The organism is Qipengyuania sp. MTN3-11 (assembly GCF_042851825.1).
In the GTDB taxonomy this organism is placed as follows: Bacteria; Pseudomonadota; Alphaproteobacteria; order Sphingomonadales; family Sphingomonadaceae; genus Qipengyuania.
In genome coordinates this window covers 426,837-440,747 of record NZ_BTGM01000001.1, presented here as the reverse complement: position 1 = coordinate 440,747, position 13,911 = coordinate 426,837, and the positions used below count along the sequence as shown (strand labels likewise).

The following is a 13,911-nucleotide window of genomic DNA, read 5'->3' as shown; positions in this document are numbered from 1 at the left end:
ACGAACAAAAAGGGCCGCGCAATCGCGCGGCCCTCCTCGTAATCATAATCGCGACTGGCCTTACGGGCTCAGCGGCTCGTCATCTTCGGTGAGCAGGATGCCGCCCGCGATGACCGCCGCGACGACCGCGATGATCGCCAGCTGGGAAGTTCCACCGCCCAATTCGCTCTCACCGGAAACCGGCGCAGCATCGCGCGCGGCGCTGGCGGCCTGAGCCGCAATCGGGGCGGCACTGAGCGCCGCAACGGCGGCCGCCAGTGAAACTGTCTTCAAACGCATCATGCACTCCTGTCTGATCGCTTATTCGCAGGTACCTTTGCAGCCATTCGCGCCCGACTTCAACCCGAAAAGCAAATTATCCCGTATCGAAGGCGGGTTACAGCGAAGCGGTGTAAAGCTGCAACAGGTTGGCCCAGGCCCGTTCGGCAGCCTCCGGGGCGTAGGCGGGAGAATCGGGCACGGTCCAGCCGTGATCGCCCGCATAGACTTCGATCTCGGCGTCCGCACCTGCGCCAGCGGCTGCCTCGCTCAGGATCGCCTTGTGCTGCGGATTTTCGGCGTCGTCGTCCTGCGCGATCGCGATCAGGTAATCCGTCTCGCTCTGGAGCATCCGGTGGGGGCTGGTCGGGGAATCCTCTCGTACCAGTCCGCCGCCGTGGAAGCTGGCCGCCGCGCCGACGCGATCGGGAACCGCCGCGGCAGTCCAGACGGTGAAGGGGCCGCCCATGCAATAGCCCTGCGTGCCGATCCCGCGGCTCCGATCGACCGCTTGCTGCGAATCGAGCCAGCCGATCGCGGAGCCCGCATCGCGCATGATCGCCGCGGCATCGAGCTTCGCGCGCCACGGGCGCACCGCCTGAAACCCCTCGCGTTCGACGAACGCGGCGAAATCGGCGAACTGCTCGCCGGAGACATCGCGGTAGTAGGGATTGGCGACGAAGACCGCGTAACCCGAAGCAGCCAGTCGTCGCGCCATGCTGCGCTTGGCCTCGCGCAGACCGGCGATATCGGGCCAGAACAACACGCCCGGCGCGGCGCGATCTCGCGGATGGACGAAGAAGCCGTCCATGGTTCCGTCGGCGGTCGCGAAACTCACGCTCTGTTCGCGCAATGCACCCGGTCCGCCGCCCGTCGCGGTTCCGGCCATCGGCGCACACGCCGCGGCAAGGCCCGCGCCGCCCATCGCGCCGAAGCTCCGCCGGGATAGCGCCCACTGCGCCAATTTCTCTTGATCACACATGGATGCCGTCCTCTCTCGATATTGGGCGGGCGCGGGTTCGCCTCACTGCTTCTCGAATGCGGCGCTGATCGTCAGCTCGACTTCGTCGCTGACCAGCGGAATGGCGGTGTCGATCCCGAACTCGGACCGGCGGATTTCGGTCGTTCCCTCGAAGCCGATGGTTTCCACCCCGCTGCGCGGATGTGCGCCGGCGCCGGTGAACTGCACGTCCATGCTGACCGGGCGAGTGATGCCGTTCATCGTCAGCTGGCCGGAAACGGTCGCGGACGTCCCGTCCTCGTGCACCGCCACGCTGTCGGACACGAAGCGCGCCGGGGCGGGATCGGGACCGAAGAAGTCGGGATCGCCCCCATTCGCGCCGGGCCGCAGGAGATGGTCGCGCAGGCCCTCGCTGACCACGGAGACGCTGGTGATCGGCACCGTCACGTCGACCGTGGCGGAGGAGGGATCGGCCGGATCGATCGTCAGGGTGCCCTCCGCATCGCCGAAGCTGCCGAAATAATCGTTGAACCCGAAATGGTTCACCCGCCAGCCCACCAGCGTGTGGGCGGGATCGGTGGCGTAGGTGCCCGCCGCGACTCGGGTGACGTCCATCTGTCCGGGGAGCTGCGGCGATGCGTCCTGCACGGCCAGCGCGGGCACGGTTGCGAGCGCCACGGCACTGGCGAGCGAGAGGGCGGCGAACGGTCTGGCAATTGTCATGGGCTTCTCCGGCTTGGGTCGTCTGGCCCGGGCACGCGCATGTCGTCCCGGAAGGACGGTCAATGTTCAAACCGGGCGAGCGCGTGCCGGTTCCTGAGCCGCGATCCGCTCAGCGGCGCGTCAGCGCTTCCTCGCTTTGCGCCATGAGCTTGGCGATGATCGCTGCAACCGGTTCCTCTTCCTTGAGCATGCCGACAGACTGGCCGGCCATCAGCGAACCGTTCTCGACATCTCCGTCGATCGCCGCGCGGCGCAGCGCGCCGGCCCAGTAATGTTCGACCTGCAGCTGCGCTTCCTCCATCGCGATCTCCTCGCGATCGAGCGTGGCGGCGATCTCGCGCTGCTTGGCGGTGAACTCCTCGGTGCCCTTGTTCCTGAGCGCGCGCACGGGGATGACCGGAAGCCGCGGATCGACCTGGACGCTGGCCACCGCGTCGCGGGCGCTGGCGCGGAAGAAGGCCTTCTTGAAGTTCGGATGCGCGATGCTTTCGGTGGCACAGGCGAAGCGCGTGCCGAGCTGGACGCCGCAAGCCCCCATTTCCAGATAACCGGCGATCGCCTGGCCGCGCCCGATCCCTCCGGCAACGAAGATCAGATGATCCTCGGCAAGCTCGGGCAGCATCTCCTGCGCCAGCACGCTGGTCGAGACCGGGCCGATATGGCCCCCCGCCTCCATTCCTTCGATCACGAGGGCGTCGGCGCCGGAGCGGAGCAGCTTCTTGGCCAGCGCCAGCGTGGGCGCGAAGCAGACGACCTTGGCGGGGTTGGCCCCACCCTTGATCGCCTCGACGCTGCCTTTGGGCGGGATTCCACCCGCCAGCACGACATGGGTGACGGCATGTCGCTCGCACACCGCGATCAGGTCGAACAAGTCGGGGTGCATGGTGATCAAGTTGACCCCGAACGGCCGATCGGTACGCTTTCTGGTCTCGGCGATCTCGGTATCGAGCAGGTCGGGCGTCATCGCCCCGCAGGCGATCACGCCGAAGCCCCCGGCGTTCGAGATGGCGGAAACGAGGTTGCGCTCCGACACCCAGCTCATCGCCCCGCACAGGATCGCGTGTTCGCTGCCGAGAAATTCCGCCCCGCGCCGCATCAGCGCGTCGGTCTTGGGATAGTCCGTCATTCCCGGCGCTTACCCATCACCCGTGCGGCCGACAAGCACGCTTACCCGCGGCGGCGGAAGACGAGATATCGCGCGCCGAGAAAATTGAAGCTCACCGCCGCCATCGATCCGGCCGCCACCGCCAGCATGGCGAGGCGGCGATCCTGCCCGAAAGCCGCGACGATCCCGGCGAAGACGGTGTAGTTGATCGCCATTCCGGTCAGCTGGACCATGAGATAGCGCGACGCCTGGCTGGCGGTCCGATCGCCCGCCTTCCGTCCGAACGTCCACAACCGGTTGAGCAGGAAGTTGGCGGCGAAGGCGGGAATGAAGGACACGATCCTCCCGACGAACGGGCCGACCCCGGCACCCATCAGCAGCCACAGCGTGCCGGCATCGATCGCGAACGCCAGTGTGCCGACCATGCCGAAACGCAGGAACTGGCCCGCGAACGCGCGCATGCTTCAATCCGTGCCGTAGTGGATGTGGATCCTGCCCGCCGCTTCGCGGGCCTTGCGCCGCGCTTCGTCGGTGTCGCCACCGGTCGCCAGCGCCACACCCATGCGGCGGTAGGGCCGGCTGGTCGGCTTGGCGAAGATGCGGATGTCGGTCCCCTCTTCCACCAGCGCCTCGGCAAGCCCCGAATAGCTTACCACGTCGCTGTCGCGTTCCGCCAGGATCACCGCGGAGGCCGAAGGGCGCGCCCGGATGGTTGCGGGGGCGGGCAGGCCCATGATCGCGCGCACGTGCAGATCGAACTCGCTGAGGTTCTGGCTCGCCAGCGTGACCATGCCGGTATCGTGCGGACGCGGGCTGAGCTCGGAAAAGATCACCTCGTCGCCGCAGACGAAGAATTCCACGCCGAACAGACCGTGCCCGCCAAGCTCGTCGACCACTTTGCGCGCCATGTCCTGCGCGCTCGCCAGCGCCGCATCGCCCATCGCCATCGGCTGCCAGCTCTCGCGATAGTCGCCGCGTTCCTGCCGGTGGCCGATCGGCGGGCAAAAGGTCACGCCTCCCGCGTGGCGCACCGTCAACAGGGTGATCTCGTAGTCGAAGCGGACGAACTGCTCGACGATCACCCGCGCCCGGTCGCCGCGCATGTTGGCGACGGCATAGTCCCAGGCCTCCTCGAGCCCCGCCTCGCCATCGACCCTGCTCTGGCCCTTCCCGCTCGACGACATCACCGGCTTGACGACGCAGGGGTATCCGGTGTGTGCGGCGGCGGCACGTACCTCCTCGAAATTCTTGGCATAGCGGTATGCCGAGGTGCGCAGCCCGAGCTCGTTCGCGGCGAGATCGCGGATCGCATCGCGGTTCATGGTCATCTGCGCCGCGCGGGCGGTCGGGACAACAGTGAAGCCTTCCCCCTCCAGCTCGGCCAGAACTTCGGTGCGGATCGCCTCGATCTCGGGCACGATGAAGTCGGGCCGGTGCGCCTCGACCACCTCGCGCAGCCGGACGCCGTCGAGCATGGAGAACACCTCGCGCGCATCGGCCATCTGCATCGCCGGCGCGTCGTCGTAGGCATCGCAGGCGACAACAAAGGCGCCCAGCCGCTTGGCCGAGATCGCGAACTCGCGGCCCAGCTCCCCCGAACCCAGCAGCAGGAACTTGGCGGTGTGGCTCACGTCCGTGCCGCCCCCCGCCCGAGCGCGAAGCCGGCCTGATAGGCGAGATAGACCAGACCCGCCGCCAGCAGCAGGCCGGCGCCCCACACGGCCGGGCGCCGGATCACCCCGCGCTCTCGTCCGGCGCGTCGAGGCCGTAGGCGGTGTGCAGCACGCGCACCGCCAGCTCGGTCTCGTCCTCGTCGATCATCACGCTGACCTTGATCTCGGAGGTGGTGATCGCCTGGATGTTGATCCCGCGCTCGGCGAGCGCGGCGAACATCGTCGCGGCGACACCCGCATGGCTCTTCATGCCGACGCCAACGACGCTGATCTTGGCGATGTGGCTGTCAGTGATGATGCGGTTGTAGCCGATCTCCTCGCGCCGATCCTCCAGCAGTGCCTGCGCCCGTGCGAGGTCGGCCTGCGGCACGGTGAAGGTCACGTCGGTCTCGCCCTTGTCGCGGCCGACGTTCTGGATGATCATGTCGACATTGATGCTGGCCTTGGCCAGCGGCTCGAAGATATGCGCCACCGATCCGGGCCGGTCGGGCACGCGGGTGAGGATGATCTTCGCCTCGTTCTTGTCGTGCGCGATCCCGGTTACGAGCTGTCTTTCCACTTCGCCCCTCTCCACGAGCTGGTTCATTTCGTCTTCGGACACGATCATCGTGCCCGGATGGTCGTCGGCCGGCGTCGCATCGTCGTCCACGAAGCTCGACAGCACCTGGACCCGCACGCCCGCGCGCATGGCAAGGCCGACGCTGCGGGTCTGCAGCACCTTGGCCCCGACGCTGGCGAGCTCGAGCATCTCCTCGTAGGTCACCGCCTTCAGCTTGCGCGCCCGGGCGACGATCCGCGGATCGGTGGTGTAGACCCCGTCGACATCCGTGTAGATATCGCAGCGGTCCGCCCCGATCGCCGCCGCCACCGCCACTGCGCTGGTGTCCGATCCGCCGCGCCCCATGGTCGTCACCCGGCCTTCCGGCGACAGGCCCTGGAAGCCGGGGATCACCGCGATCTGCCCCTCCTCCATCGCCGCGATCAGCCCGCTGCCCTCGATCCGGTCGATCAGCGCCTTGGCGTGGTTCTCGACGGTGTGGACCGGCAATTGCCAGCCGAGCCAGCTGCGGGCCGGTTGCCCCAGCGCCTGGAGCGTCAACGCCAGGAGGCCGCTGGTGACCTGTTCCCCGCTCGCCACCACGACGTCGTATTCCGCCGGATCGTAGAGCGCGTTGGCTTCGCGGCAGAAGTTGACCAGCCGGTCGGTCTCCCCCGCCATGGCGCTGACCACCACGGCGACCTGATTGCGTTCACCGTCGCGCCCGGCCGCCTGCCGGCGCACGATGTTCGCCACCCGGCGAATGCGCTCGGTGCCGGCCATCGAAGTGCCGCCGAATTTCATCACGATGCGTGCCAAGACCGGAGCGATGCCTCCCGCTGGATTGTGCCGAGCGGCGCTGTTACGGCAGCACCCATGGAAGATGCAACAGCCCAGCGGACCGGCGGCATTGCGGCGGGATCGACGATCCGGCCGGGCGAGGCCGCCCATTTCGGCGCGCTGGCGGCCGACTGGTGGGATCCGAAGGGTTCCTCGGCGATGCTCCACCGGCTCAACCCGGTGCGGCTGCGTTTCGTCCGGCAGGCGATCGATGCGCATTGGGGCGGCGACGTACGCGACCGCGCGCCGCTGGCGGGCAAATCCGCGCTCGACGTCGGCTGCGGCGCGGGCCTTCTCGCCGAGCCGCTGGCGCGGTTGGGAGCGGAGGTGACGGGCGTCGATGCCGCGCCCGAGAACGTCGCCGCCGCCGCCGCCCATTCGGAGGGCAGCGGGCTCGACATCCGCTACATTGCCGGCGAGGTCGCCGCGCTCGACATCGGCAGTTTCGATCTCGTCACCGCGCTCGAGGTCATCGAGCATGTCGCCGACAAGCCCGCCTTCCTGCGCGCGCTCGCCGAGCGGCTGGCTCCCGGCGGCCTCATGATCCTGTCCACCCCCAACCGCACGCCGCAATCGCGGCTGCTGATGGTCGGCGCGGCGGAGACGATCGGACTGATCCCGCGCGGGACCCACCACTGGGAGGATTTCGTGACGCCCGAGGAACTGGGCGGCATGCTGGCCGACCTCGGGCTCGAACCGGTCGAGCGGCGGGGAATCGCCTTTTCGCCCGCCCGGGGGCTGCACCTGTCGAGCGATTGCTCGCTCAACTACATCCTCAGCGTCCGGCGTTCCTGACCGCGACCGCGAGCGCGGGATCGTCGGTGAAATAGCCGTCCACTCCGGCCGCCACGAGCAGGCCGATCAGCGCCTCGGCATCGCCGCGCGCCGCCGGATCGCTTCCGCGGCGCAAGGCCGGCGGCAGGAAGCCGTTTTCCTTGCGCACCGTCCACGGATGGACCGTCAGCCCCGCCGCATGGGCATCGGCCACGAGCGCGCTCGGCGTGCCGTCCGGGGCGAGGACGTGGCCCATGTAGGGGCCGATCCCGTCGGCATAGTCGGCGATTTCGGCAAGGCCAGAGGGAGTCATCATCTGCGCCCAGCGCATGGCGGGCTCGTCGAAGGGTCCACCCTCGGAGGAGATCAGCAGGACCAGGGGCACATCCACCATCCGGTCGAGCCGCTGGAGCGGGCCGACTTCGAAGATCTGCACGAAGACGGGATCGTCCGCATCGTCGAGATCGTGCTTGCGCAGGGCAGTGACCAGCAGATCGACCGTGTCGATCCCCGCCTGCTGCAGCAGCAGGGTCGGGTGCTTGAGTTCCGGATAGAGGCCGATGGTGCGGCCCGTCTCGGCCTCCTTGGCCTCCACCAGCGCCACGATCTCGTCGAAAGTCGGCACTTGATATAGCCCGTCGAACCGGACGTTCTGCGGCCGAAGCTCCGGCATGCGCTCCGTGACCCTCAGCGTGCGCAGTTCGGCAAGGGTGAAGTCCTCGGCGAACCAGCCGCTGACCATCCGGCCTTCGATATCCTTGGTCCGCTTGCGTTCGGCGAATTCCTCGCGCGCGGCGACATCGGTGGTGTCGGACAGCTCGGTCTCGTGCCGCGCGACGAGGACGAGATCCTTGGTCACCACCAGATCGGGTTCGATGTAGTCCGCGCCCTGGTCGATCGCCCGCTCGTAGGCGGCGAGCGTGTGCTCGGGCCGCTCCCCGCTCGCGCCGCGGTGGGCGATGATCAGCATGTCCCCGGTGGCGGGCTCGGGGGCGGGCTTGGGGGCGGGCTGGGCCGCGGCGGGCGCCGCGAGCGCGGCAGCGACAATCAGGAGAAGGCGGCGGACCATTCGTCTTCCTCGAAACCGATGATGATGCCGCCCGCGTGTTCGGCGACCGGACGCTTGATCATCGAGGGATGCTGAACCAGCAATGAGACGGCCTCGTGACTGTCGTCCGCACGGGCCTTTTGCGCATCGTCGAGCTTGCGCCATGTCGTCCCGCGCCGGTTGAGCACGGTGCCCACACCCTTGGCGGCGATCCAGCTTTCGACTTTCGCGGGATCGGCACCTTCCTTCTTGAAGTCGTGAAAGGTGTAATCGAGGCCCCGGGCATCGAGCCATCGCCGCGCTTTCCTGACCGTGTCGCAATTGGGGATGCCGTAAAGCTGGATGGTCATCGGATGCCTGTAGGACATGGACCGGGTGTTACACGGTCCAGGAGAGGAAATTCCCCGTGCCCCGCGCCGGCATTGTCGTCGGAACGCAGGGCGGGTGGAGACGCGATCGTCGACGCCCCCTAGCCCGGCGCCCGCTTGTAGGAAAGGCCGGCAGGAAAGGTCAGATCGGCCGGTGCGCGTCGGCGATGGCGACCGCCAGCGCGTCGGCAGCGTCCGGACCGGCGATCGCGGCACCGGGCAGCAGCACCTTGAGCATGGCCTGGACCTGCGCCTTGTCGGCGCCGCCGGTGCCGACGATGGCCTTCTTGACCGCCCGCGCGGCATGTTCGCGCACCTCGATACCCGCTTCCCCGCAAGCCGCCAGCACCGCGCCGCGCGCCTGGGCGAGCTTGAGCGTGGATTGCGGGTTCTTGTTGACGAAGACCTCCTCGGCCGCGGCGCGATCGGGGCGGTGGGTGGCAATCGCTTCGGCGATCCCCGCCTGGAGCGCCGCCAGCCGGGCTGCCATGGGTGCCGAGGGGTCGGTGGCGATCTGCCCGTTGGCGACATGCGCCAACCGCGAGCCCTCGACGCGGATCACGCCCCAGCCCGTGCAGGAAAGCGAAGGGTCGAGGCCGAGGATGTGAGTCACCCGACCTCCGTCAGCCCTCCACCTTCTCCATGACTTCGTCGGAGATGTCGTAATTGCCCCAGACCGTCTGGACGTCGTCGTCGTCGTCGAGCGCGTCGATCAGCTTGAGCAGCACGCCCGCGTCCTTCTCGTCCATGTCGACGGTGAGGTTGGGCTTCCAGGCGAGCTTGACGGTCTCCGCCTCGCCCAGCGCCTTCTCGAGATCGGCGGCGACCTGGTGGAGATCGTCGGCCGCGGTCCAGATCTCGTGGCCGTCATCGGTCGAGGCGATGTCCTCGGCGCCCGCTTCCATCGCCGCCTCGAGCACCTTCTCCTCGCTCCCGGCATCGGCCGGATAGAGGATGAAGCCCAACCGTTCGAAGCCGTGGACGACGCTGCCCTCGGTGCCAAGATTGCCGCCGTTCTTGGAAAAGGCGGTGCGCACGGCGGTGGCGGTGCGGTTGCGGTTGTCGGTCAGCGCCTCGACGATGATCGCGCTGCCGCCCGGGCCGTAGCCCTCGTAGCGGACCTCCTCGTAATTCTCGTCGTCGCCGCCGGTGGCCTTGTCGATCGCGCGCTGGATGTTGTCCTTGGGCATCGACTGCGCCTTGGCGGCGTTGACCGCCAGCCTGAGGCGCGGGTTCATGTCCGGATCGGGCATGCCCATCTTGGCCGCCACGGTGATCTCGCGGCTGAGCTTGGAAAAGAGGTTGGAGCGCTTCTTGTCCTGGGCACCCTTGCGGTGCATGATGTTCTTGAACTTGGAATGGCCTGCCATGTGCTATGCTTCTTCGCGTATCGCTGATGGGTGGAAAATCGGGGCCGCAATAGCCGCATGACAGAGGTGACGACAAGCCCGGTCCGGGGCGATACGGCACGCGCGGAATGGCGCGCCTTCCGGCGCTTCGTGGCGCGGCCGGTCCTTCCCGAACGCACCGCGCGCTTTTCCGCGGGCGCGGCCGCGGCGCTCGTGCGGATGTACGCGCTCGACGTGCTGCTGATGGCGGTGCTCGCCCTGACCGCGGGCGCGGTGATGGCGGCGGGCTTCGAACTGCCGGAAACCGCGCTGGCGGAAATGGAGATCACCGCCGGAGTCGCGCTGGCGGTCGTGGTCGGCGCACCGCTGATGGAGGAGATCGTCTTTCGCGGCTGGCTGTCGGGCCGCGCGCGCCATCTGCTGGCGATCGCCTCGCTGCTGTTCGCAGGGGCCGCCGCCGCGGCGATCATGGGGACGGGCATTCCCGGCACGGGCGTCTGGGCGCTGGCGGCGCTCGCCATTTTCGGCCTGCTCGCCGCCTGGCTCTCCTGGAGCGGACGCCGCAAGCCGCCGATGCGCTGGTTCCGGCGGCTCTTCCCGGTGTTCTTCTGGCTGAGCACGCTGGCGTTCGCCTGCATCCACCTGCTCAATTTCAGCGAGGGGGCGCTGTGGGTGCTGCTGCCGCTGGTGCTGCCGCAGTTCATCCTCGGCGCGATCCTCGGCTATCTGCGGGTGTATTACGGGCTCTGGGCCAGCATCGCTCTCCACGCGATGCACAACGGCACCGCGCTGGGGCTGGTCTATCTCGGCACACGGTATGCGACCGGAGCCTGATCCGGTCCGGGGTCAGACCTTGACGGCGGTACCGCTGACCGAAACCATCAGCATCGACCCGGTATCGCCGATCACCTCGTAATCGAGATCGATCCCGACCACCGCATTGCCGCCCAGCGTCCCGCACTCGGCCTGCAATTCCTCGATCGCCCGCTCGCGCGCCTCGCGCAGGATGCGCTCGTAGCTACCCGAACGCCCGCCGACGATGTCGCGGATGTTGGCGAAGAGATCGCGGAAGATGTTGGCACCGACGATCACTTCCCCGGTGACGATGCCGAGATATTCCTGGATCGGCTTTCCTTCGATCGTCGGTGTCGTGGTGACGGTGATCCCGCGCGCGTCTTTCCAGGGGCCTGCCATCCTGTCCTCCTCAGCCGTTGACGATGATGCCGCCGTTGGGATGCAGCACCTGGCCCGACATATAGGAGGAATCCTCGCAGGCAAGGAAGAGGAAGGCGGGCGCGACCTCGTTGGGCTCGCCCGGCCGCCCCATCGGCGTGTCCTTGCCGAAATCGTCCATCTCCTCCCTGGGCTGGCCGCCCATGGGATTGAGCGGGGTCCAGATCGGGCCGGGCGCGACGGCGTTCACACGGATTCCGTCCTCGATCAGGTTTTCGGAGAGCGAGCGCGTGAAGGCGGTGATCGCACCCTTGGTGGCCGAATAGTCCAGCAGGATCGCCGCGCCCTTGTACATCGTCACGCTGGTGCAATTGACGATCGCCGCGCCCTTCTTGAGATGCGGTCGCGCCGCCTGCACCAGATAGAACATCGCGAAGATGTTGGTCTGGAAGGTGCGCTGGAGCTGTTCGGCGGTGATGTCCTCGATGTCGTAGTCGGGATGCTGCTCGCCGGCATTGTTGACCAGCACGTCGAGCCGGCCCCATTTGCCGATCACCTTGTCGACCAGCGCCCTGCCGACCGCCGGATCGCCCAGATCGCCCTCGTGCAGGATCGCCTCGCTGCCTTCCTGCTCGATCGCGTCCTTGGTGATCTTGGCGTCGTCGGTCTCCTCGAGATAGGCGATCGCGACCTTCGCCCCTTCGCGCGCGAACAGCACGGCGGTGGCGCGGCCGATGCCGCTATCGCCTCCGGTGACGATCGCCACCTTGCCCTTCAGGCGCCCCGATCCGGGGAAGCGCGGTTCCCATTTGGGTTTGCGGTCGAGCGCGGTCTCGTGCCCCGGCATCCGGGGCTCTTCGGCGGTCTCTTCGATGAAGGCGGTATCGGTCTCGGTGGGCATGGGGCGTGTTCCTTTCGCCCCCACCTACTGGCGAGCGCCCGGTCGCGTTCCGAAACCAACCACCGGCAAGATCAACCCATGCCGAGCGCGGCCTTGTAGGTGTCGAGGATCATTTCCTGTTCGCTGCGGTCGTCGGGCTTCATCTTCCGCAGACGCACGATCTGGCGCATGATCTTGGTATCGTAACCCACCGCCTTGGCCTCGGCATAGACGTCGCGGATATCGTCGGCGATGCCCTTCTTCTCTTCCTCGAGGCGTTCGATGCGCTCGATCAGCAGGCGCAGGCGGTCGTCGGTGGCTTCGGCCATCTTGTCGGGCTCCATTGGTGAATCGGTTGGCGGCTCGATAGCCAGCGCAGTCGCCCGGGTGAACAGGGCGCGGTTCTAATCCACGCGATTCTTCGCCACGCTTGCCGCCATCCGGTCGAGCTGCTCCTGCGTCGCCGGGGTCTGGCGGGTGGCCTTCCACTCCTCCTGCGGCATGCCATGGATCAGTTCGCGCGCAGCCGCTTTGTCGCCCGCGTAACCGGCGTCCCGGATCCAGTCGGCGAGGCAGTTGCGGCAGAACCCGGAGAGCCCCATCAGCTCGATGTTCTGCGCATCGTGGCGATGGCGCAGGTGGCGGACCAGTCGGCGGAAGGCGGCGGCGGCCACTGCATCGTCGAGATCGTCGACCGGGTCGGGTGTGGGCAAAACGCTTCCTCCTTCATTCCGTCACGCGGCTCTGCCATAGGCGGCCGCGCATGAAGAAATTCGCTCCCCGCGACCGCAAGGTCAAGATTCTCGCCACGCTCGGCCCGGCCAGCCGCGATCCCGAAATGCTCGAGCGGCTCTTCCGTGCCGGTGCCGACGCCTTTCGCGTCAACATGAGTCACGGCGAACACGCGACCCATGCCGAAACCATCGCCGCGATCCGCGCGATGGAAAAGAAATTCGACCGGCCGATCGCGATCCTCGCGGACCTCCAGGGTCCCAAGCTCAGGGTCGGCAGCTTCAAGGACGGCAAGGCCGTGATCCGCCATTCGGGTCATTTCACCCTCGACCGCCGCGACGAGCCGGGAGACGATACCCGCGTCCAGCTGCCTCACCCCGAACTGTTCGGGGTGCTGGAGAAGGGCCAGCGGCTGCTGATCAACGACGGCAAGATCAGGCTCAAGGTGATCCGCGCCGGGGAGGACGAGATCCTCTGTTCGGCCGAGGTCGGGGGGGTGATCTCCGACCGCAAGGGGGTCAACGTGCCCGATGCCGAGGTGCCGATCCCGGCGCTGACCGACAAGGACCGGCGCGATCTCGCCTTCGCCATGGACCAGGGGGTCGACTGGATCGGGCTCAGCTTCGTCCAGCGGCCCGAGGATCTGGCCGAGGCGCGCAAGCTGATGGGCGGCAAGGGTGCCCTGTGCGCCAAGATCGAGAAGCCGAGCGCGGTGCGCCGGCTCGACGAGATTCTCGAGCTCGCCGATGCCCTGATGGTCGCGCGCGGCGATCTCGGGGTCGAGCTCGAGCCCTTCGAGGTGCCGCCGCTGCAGAAGCGGATCGTCAACCAGGCGCGGACCGCGGGCAAGCCGGTGATCGTGGCGACGCAGATGCTCGAATCGATGATCGAGAGCCCGGCCCCGACCCGTGCCGAGGTCTCCGATGTCGCCAACGCGGTCTACGACGGGGCCGATGCAGTCATGCTTTCGGCCGAGACCGCCGCGGGCGAATGGCCGGAGGAGGCGGTGGCGATGATGGACCGCATCGCCGCGCAGGTGGAACGCGACGAGGCCTATCTGCCGCGCATCCGCTTCCTCGACACCCCGCCCGACCGGACCACGGCGGATGCATTGGCGCACAGCTGCATGACCATCGCCGATACGGTGGCGATCCGGGCGATCACGGTGTTCACCTTCTCCGGTTCGACCGCGCGGCGCGTGGCGCGCGAACGGCCGAGCGTGCCGATGCTGACGCTTACGCCCTCGCTGGAGACCGCGCGCCGCGTGGGCCTGCTGTGGGGCGCGCATGCCGTCGTCACCCGCGACATCGGCAGCTTCGAAGAAATGATCGCCAAGGGCCGGCGCATGGCGTTGCGGCACGGTTTCGGCGCGGGCGGGGACAAGCTGATCGCGCTGGCCGGGGTTCCCTTCGGTACGCCCGGGAGCACCAATCTGCTACACATCGTCACCCTTTCCGGCGACGAACTGGACCGCCATCGGCGATGATGT

18 protein-coding genes are annotated in these 13,911 nt (G+C 67.8%); 3 read left to right on the top strand and 15 right to left on the bottom strand.

The window, feature by feature from the left end:
* Positions 1-60: 60 nt before the first annotated feature.
* From ACGHN1_RS02120 to ACGHN1_RS02090, 7 genes are all read right to left on the bottom strand, one after another.
* Positions 61-279 carry a hypothetical protein gene (locus tag ACGHN1_RS02120; protein ID WP_390547933.1) on the bottom strand — a complete coding sequence of 73 codons (219 nt, stop codon included), beginning with the start codon at positions 277-279 and terminating at the stop codon, positions 61-63.
* 97 nt (positions 280-376) lie between these two features.
* On the bottom strand, positions 377-1,240 hold the full coding sequence (locus ACGHN1_RS02115; protein ID WP_390547932.1) for a dienelactone hydrolase family protein: 864 nt from the start codon (positions 1,238-1,240) through the stop codon (positions 377-379).
* Between the two features lie 42 nt (positions 1,241-1,282).
* Positions 1,283-1,942, bottom strand: coding sequence for a YceI family protein (locus ACGHN1_RS02110; RefSeq protein WP_390547930.1), 660 nt, complete (start codon positions 1,940-1,942; stop codon positions 1,283-1,285).
* A gap of 109 nt (positions 1,943-2,051) precedes the next feature.
* Positions 2,052-3,068 (bottom strand): NAD(P)H-dependent flavin oxidoreductase, encoded by a 1,017-nt coding sequence (locus tag ACGHN1_RS02105; protein WP_390547928.1) that lies wholly within the window; start codon positions 3,066-3,068, stop codon positions 2,052-2,054.
* Positions 3,069-3,109: 41 nt separating this feature from the next.
* On the bottom strand, positions 3,110-3,508 hold the full coding sequence (locus tag ACGHN1_RS02100; RefSeq protein WP_390547926.1) for a GtrA family protein: 399 nt from the start codon (positions 3,506-3,508) through the stop codon (positions 3,110-3,112).
* A 3-nt stretch (positions 3,509-3,511) separates the two neighbouring features.
* On the bottom strand, positions 3,512-4,678 hold the full coding sequence (purT, locus tag ACGHN1_RS02095) for a formate-dependent phosphoribosylglycinamide formyltransferase (RefSeq protein ID WP_390547925.1): 1,167 nt from the start codon (positions 4,676-4,678) through the stop codon (positions 3,512-3,514).
* Positions 4,679-4,781: 103 nt separating this feature from the next.
* Complete coding sequence (locus tag ACGHN1_RS02090) at positions 4,782-6,077, bottom strand: aspartate kinase (protein ID WP_390547923.1); 1,296 nt, start codon at positions 6,075-6,077, stop codon at positions 4,782-4,784.
* A gap of 57 nt (positions 6,078-6,134) precedes the next feature.
* Between ACGHN1_RS02090 and ubiG the strand changes: the two genes are divergently transcribed.
* A complete protein-coding gene (ubiG, locus tag ACGHN1_RS02085) occupies positions 6,135-6,893 on the top strand; it encodes a bifunctional 2-polyprenyl-6-hydroxyphenol methylase/3-demethylubiquinol 3-O-methyltransferase UbiG (RefSeq protein ID WP_390547921.1) in 759 nt (252 codons plus the stop codon).
* Here ubiG and ACGHN1_RS02080 read toward each other — a convergent pair.
* The 4 genes from ACGHN1_RS02080 to ACGHN1_RS02065 all read right to left on the bottom strand — a co-directional run bounded on the left by ACGHN1_RS02080 (position 6,874) and on the right by ACGHN1_RS02065 (position 9,658).
* Positions 6,874-7,941, bottom strand: coding sequence for a glycerophosphodiester phosphodiesterase (locus ACGHN1_RS02080; protein WP_390547919.1), 1,068 nt, complete (start codon positions 7,939-7,941; stop codon positions 6,874-6,876). The genes ubiG and ACGHN1_RS02080 overlap by 20 nt on opposite strands.
* On the bottom strand, positions 7,920-8,270 hold the full coding sequence (locus ACGHN1_RS02075; RefSeq protein WP_390549737.1) for an ArsC family reductase: 351 nt from the start codon (positions 8,268-8,270) through the stop codon (positions 7,920-7,922). Before ACGHN1_RS02075 ends, ACGHN1_RS02080 begins: the two co-directional genes overlap by 22 nt.
* Before the next feature lie 160 nt (positions 8,271-8,430).
* Positions 8,431-8,901, bottom strand: coding sequence for a crossover junction endodeoxyribonuclease RuvC (ruvC, locus tag ACGHN1_RS02070; RefSeq protein ID WP_390547917.1), 471 nt, complete (start codon positions 8,899-8,901; stop codon positions 8,431-8,433).
* 10 nt (positions 8,902-8,911) lie between these two features.
* Positions 8,912-9,658 carry a YebC/PmpR family DNA-binding transcriptional regulator gene (locus ACGHN1_RS02065; RefSeq protein ID WP_390547916.1) on the bottom strand — a complete coding sequence of 249 codons (747 nt, stop codon included), beginning with the start codon at positions 9,656-9,658 and terminating at the stop codon, positions 8,912-8,914.
* A gap of 57 nt (positions 9,659-9,715) precedes the next feature.
* Here ACGHN1_RS02065 and ACGHN1_RS02060 point away from each other — a divergent pair, with 57 nt between their 5' ends.
* The gene (locus ACGHN1_RS02060; RefSeq protein ID WP_390547914.1) at positions 9,716-10,471 is read left to right on the top strand and encodes a type II CAAX prenyl endopeptidase Rce1 family protein; all 756 of its coding nucleotides are present in this window, start codon (positions 9,716-9,718) and stop codon (positions 10,469-10,471) included.
* Between the two features lie 12 nt (positions 10,472-10,483).
* Here ACGHN1_RS02060 and ACGHN1_RS02055 read toward each other — a convergent pair whose 3' ends face one another.
* The 4 genes from ACGHN1_RS02055 to ACGHN1_RS02040 all read right to left on the bottom strand — a co-directional run bounded on the left by ACGHN1_RS02055 (position 10,484) and on the right by ACGHN1_RS02040 (position 12,403).
* On the bottom strand, positions 10,484-10,801 hold the full coding sequence (locus ACGHN1_RS02055; RefSeq protein WP_390549735.1) for a heavy metal-binding domain-containing protein: 318 nt from the start codon (positions 10,799-10,801) through the stop codon (positions 10,484-10,486).
* A 40-nt stretch (positions 10,802-10,841) separates the two neighbouring features.
* Complete coding sequence (locus ACGHN1_RS02050) at positions 10,842-11,711, bottom strand: SDR family oxidoreductase (RefSeq protein WP_390547912.1); 870 nt, start codon at positions 11,709-11,711, stop codon at positions 10,842-10,844.
* Between the two features lie 71 nt (positions 11,712-11,782).
* Positions 11,783-12,019 (bottom strand): DUF2312 domain-containing protein, encoded by a 237-nt coding sequence (locus ACGHN1_RS02045; RefSeq protein ID WP_086437467.1) that lies wholly within the window; start codon positions 12,017-12,019, stop codon positions 11,783-11,785.
* A gap of 75 nt (positions 12,020-12,094) precedes the next feature.
* The gene (locus tag ACGHN1_RS02040) at positions 12,095-12,403 is read right to left on the bottom strand and encodes a DUF1244 domain-containing protein (RefSeq protein ID WP_390547910.1); all 309 of its coding nucleotides are present in this window, start codon (positions 12,401-12,403) and stop codon (positions 12,095-12,097) included.
* A 50-nt stretch (positions 12,404-12,453) separates the two neighbouring features.
* Between ACGHN1_RS02040 and pyk the strand changes: the two genes are divergently transcribed.
* Positions 12,454-13,908 carry a pyruvate kinase gene (pyk, locus tag ACGHN1_RS02035; RefSeq protein ID WP_390547908.1) on the top strand — a complete coding sequence of 485 codons (1,455 nt, stop codon included), beginning with the start codon at positions 12,454-12,456 and terminating at the stop codon, positions 13,906-13,908.
* Positions 13,909-13,911 lie beyond the last annotated feature (3 nt).

What these genes read in the sequence shown, in the direction of transcription:
- ACGHN1_RS02060 (WP_390547914.1), top strand. Translation starts at nt 9,716, where the DNA reads ATGACAGAGGTGACGACAAGCCCGGTCCGGGGCGATACGGCACGCGCG.
- ACGHN1_RS02105 (WP_390547928.1), bottom strand. Translation starts at nt 3,068, where the DNA reads ATGACGGACTATCCCAAGACCGACGCGCTGATGCGGCGCGGGGCGGAA.
- ACGHN1_RS02045 (WP_086437467.1), bottom strand. Translation starts at nt 12,019, where the DNA reads ATGGCCGAAGCCACCGACGACCGCCTGCGCCTGCTGATCGAGCGCATC.
- ACGHN1_RS02120 (WP_390547933.1), bottom strand. Translation starts at nt 279, where the DNA reads ATGCGTTTGAAGACAGTTTCACTGGCGGCCGCCGTTGCGGCGCTCAGT.
- ACGHN1_RS02110 (WP_390547930.1), bottom strand. Translation starts at nt 1,942, where the DNA reads ATGACAATTGCCAGACCGTTCGCCGCCCTCTCGCTCGCCAGTGCCGTG.
- ACGHN1_RS02115 (WP_390547932.1), bottom strand. Translation starts at nt 1,240, where the DNA reads ATGTGTGATCAAGAGAAATTGGCGCAGTGGGCGCTATCCCGGCGGAGC.
- ubiG (WP_390547921.1), top strand. Translation starts at nt 6,135, where the DNA reads ATGGAAGATGCAACAGCCCAGCGGACCGGCGGCATTGCGGCGGGATCG.
- ACGHN1_RS02065 (WP_390547916.1), bottom strand. Translation starts at nt 9,658, where the DNA reads ATGGCAGGCCATTCCAAGTTCAAGAACATCATGCACCGCAAGGGTGCC.
- ACGHN1_RS02050 (WP_390547912.1), bottom strand. Translation starts at nt 11,711, where the DNA reads ATGCCCACCGAGACCGATACCGCCTTCATCGAAGAGACCGCCGAAGAG.
- ACGHN1_RS02080 (WP_390547919.1), bottom strand. Translation starts at nt 7,941, where the DNA reads ATGGTCCGCCGCCTTCTCCTGATTGTCGCTGCCGCGCTCGCGGCGCCC.
- ACGHN1_RS02100 (WP_390547926.1), bottom strand. Translation starts at nt 3,508, where the DNA reads ATGCGCGCGTTCGCGGGCCAGTTCCTGCGTTTCGGCATGGTCGGCACA.
- ACGHN1_RS02075 (WP_390549737.1), bottom strand. Translation starts at nt 8,270, where the DNA reads ATGACCATCCAGCTTTACGGCATCCCCAATTGCGACACGGTCAGGAAA.
- pyk (WP_390547908.1), top strand. Translation starts at nt 12,454, where the DNA reads ATGAAGAAATTCGCTCCCCGCGACCGCAAGGTCAAGATTCTCGCCACG.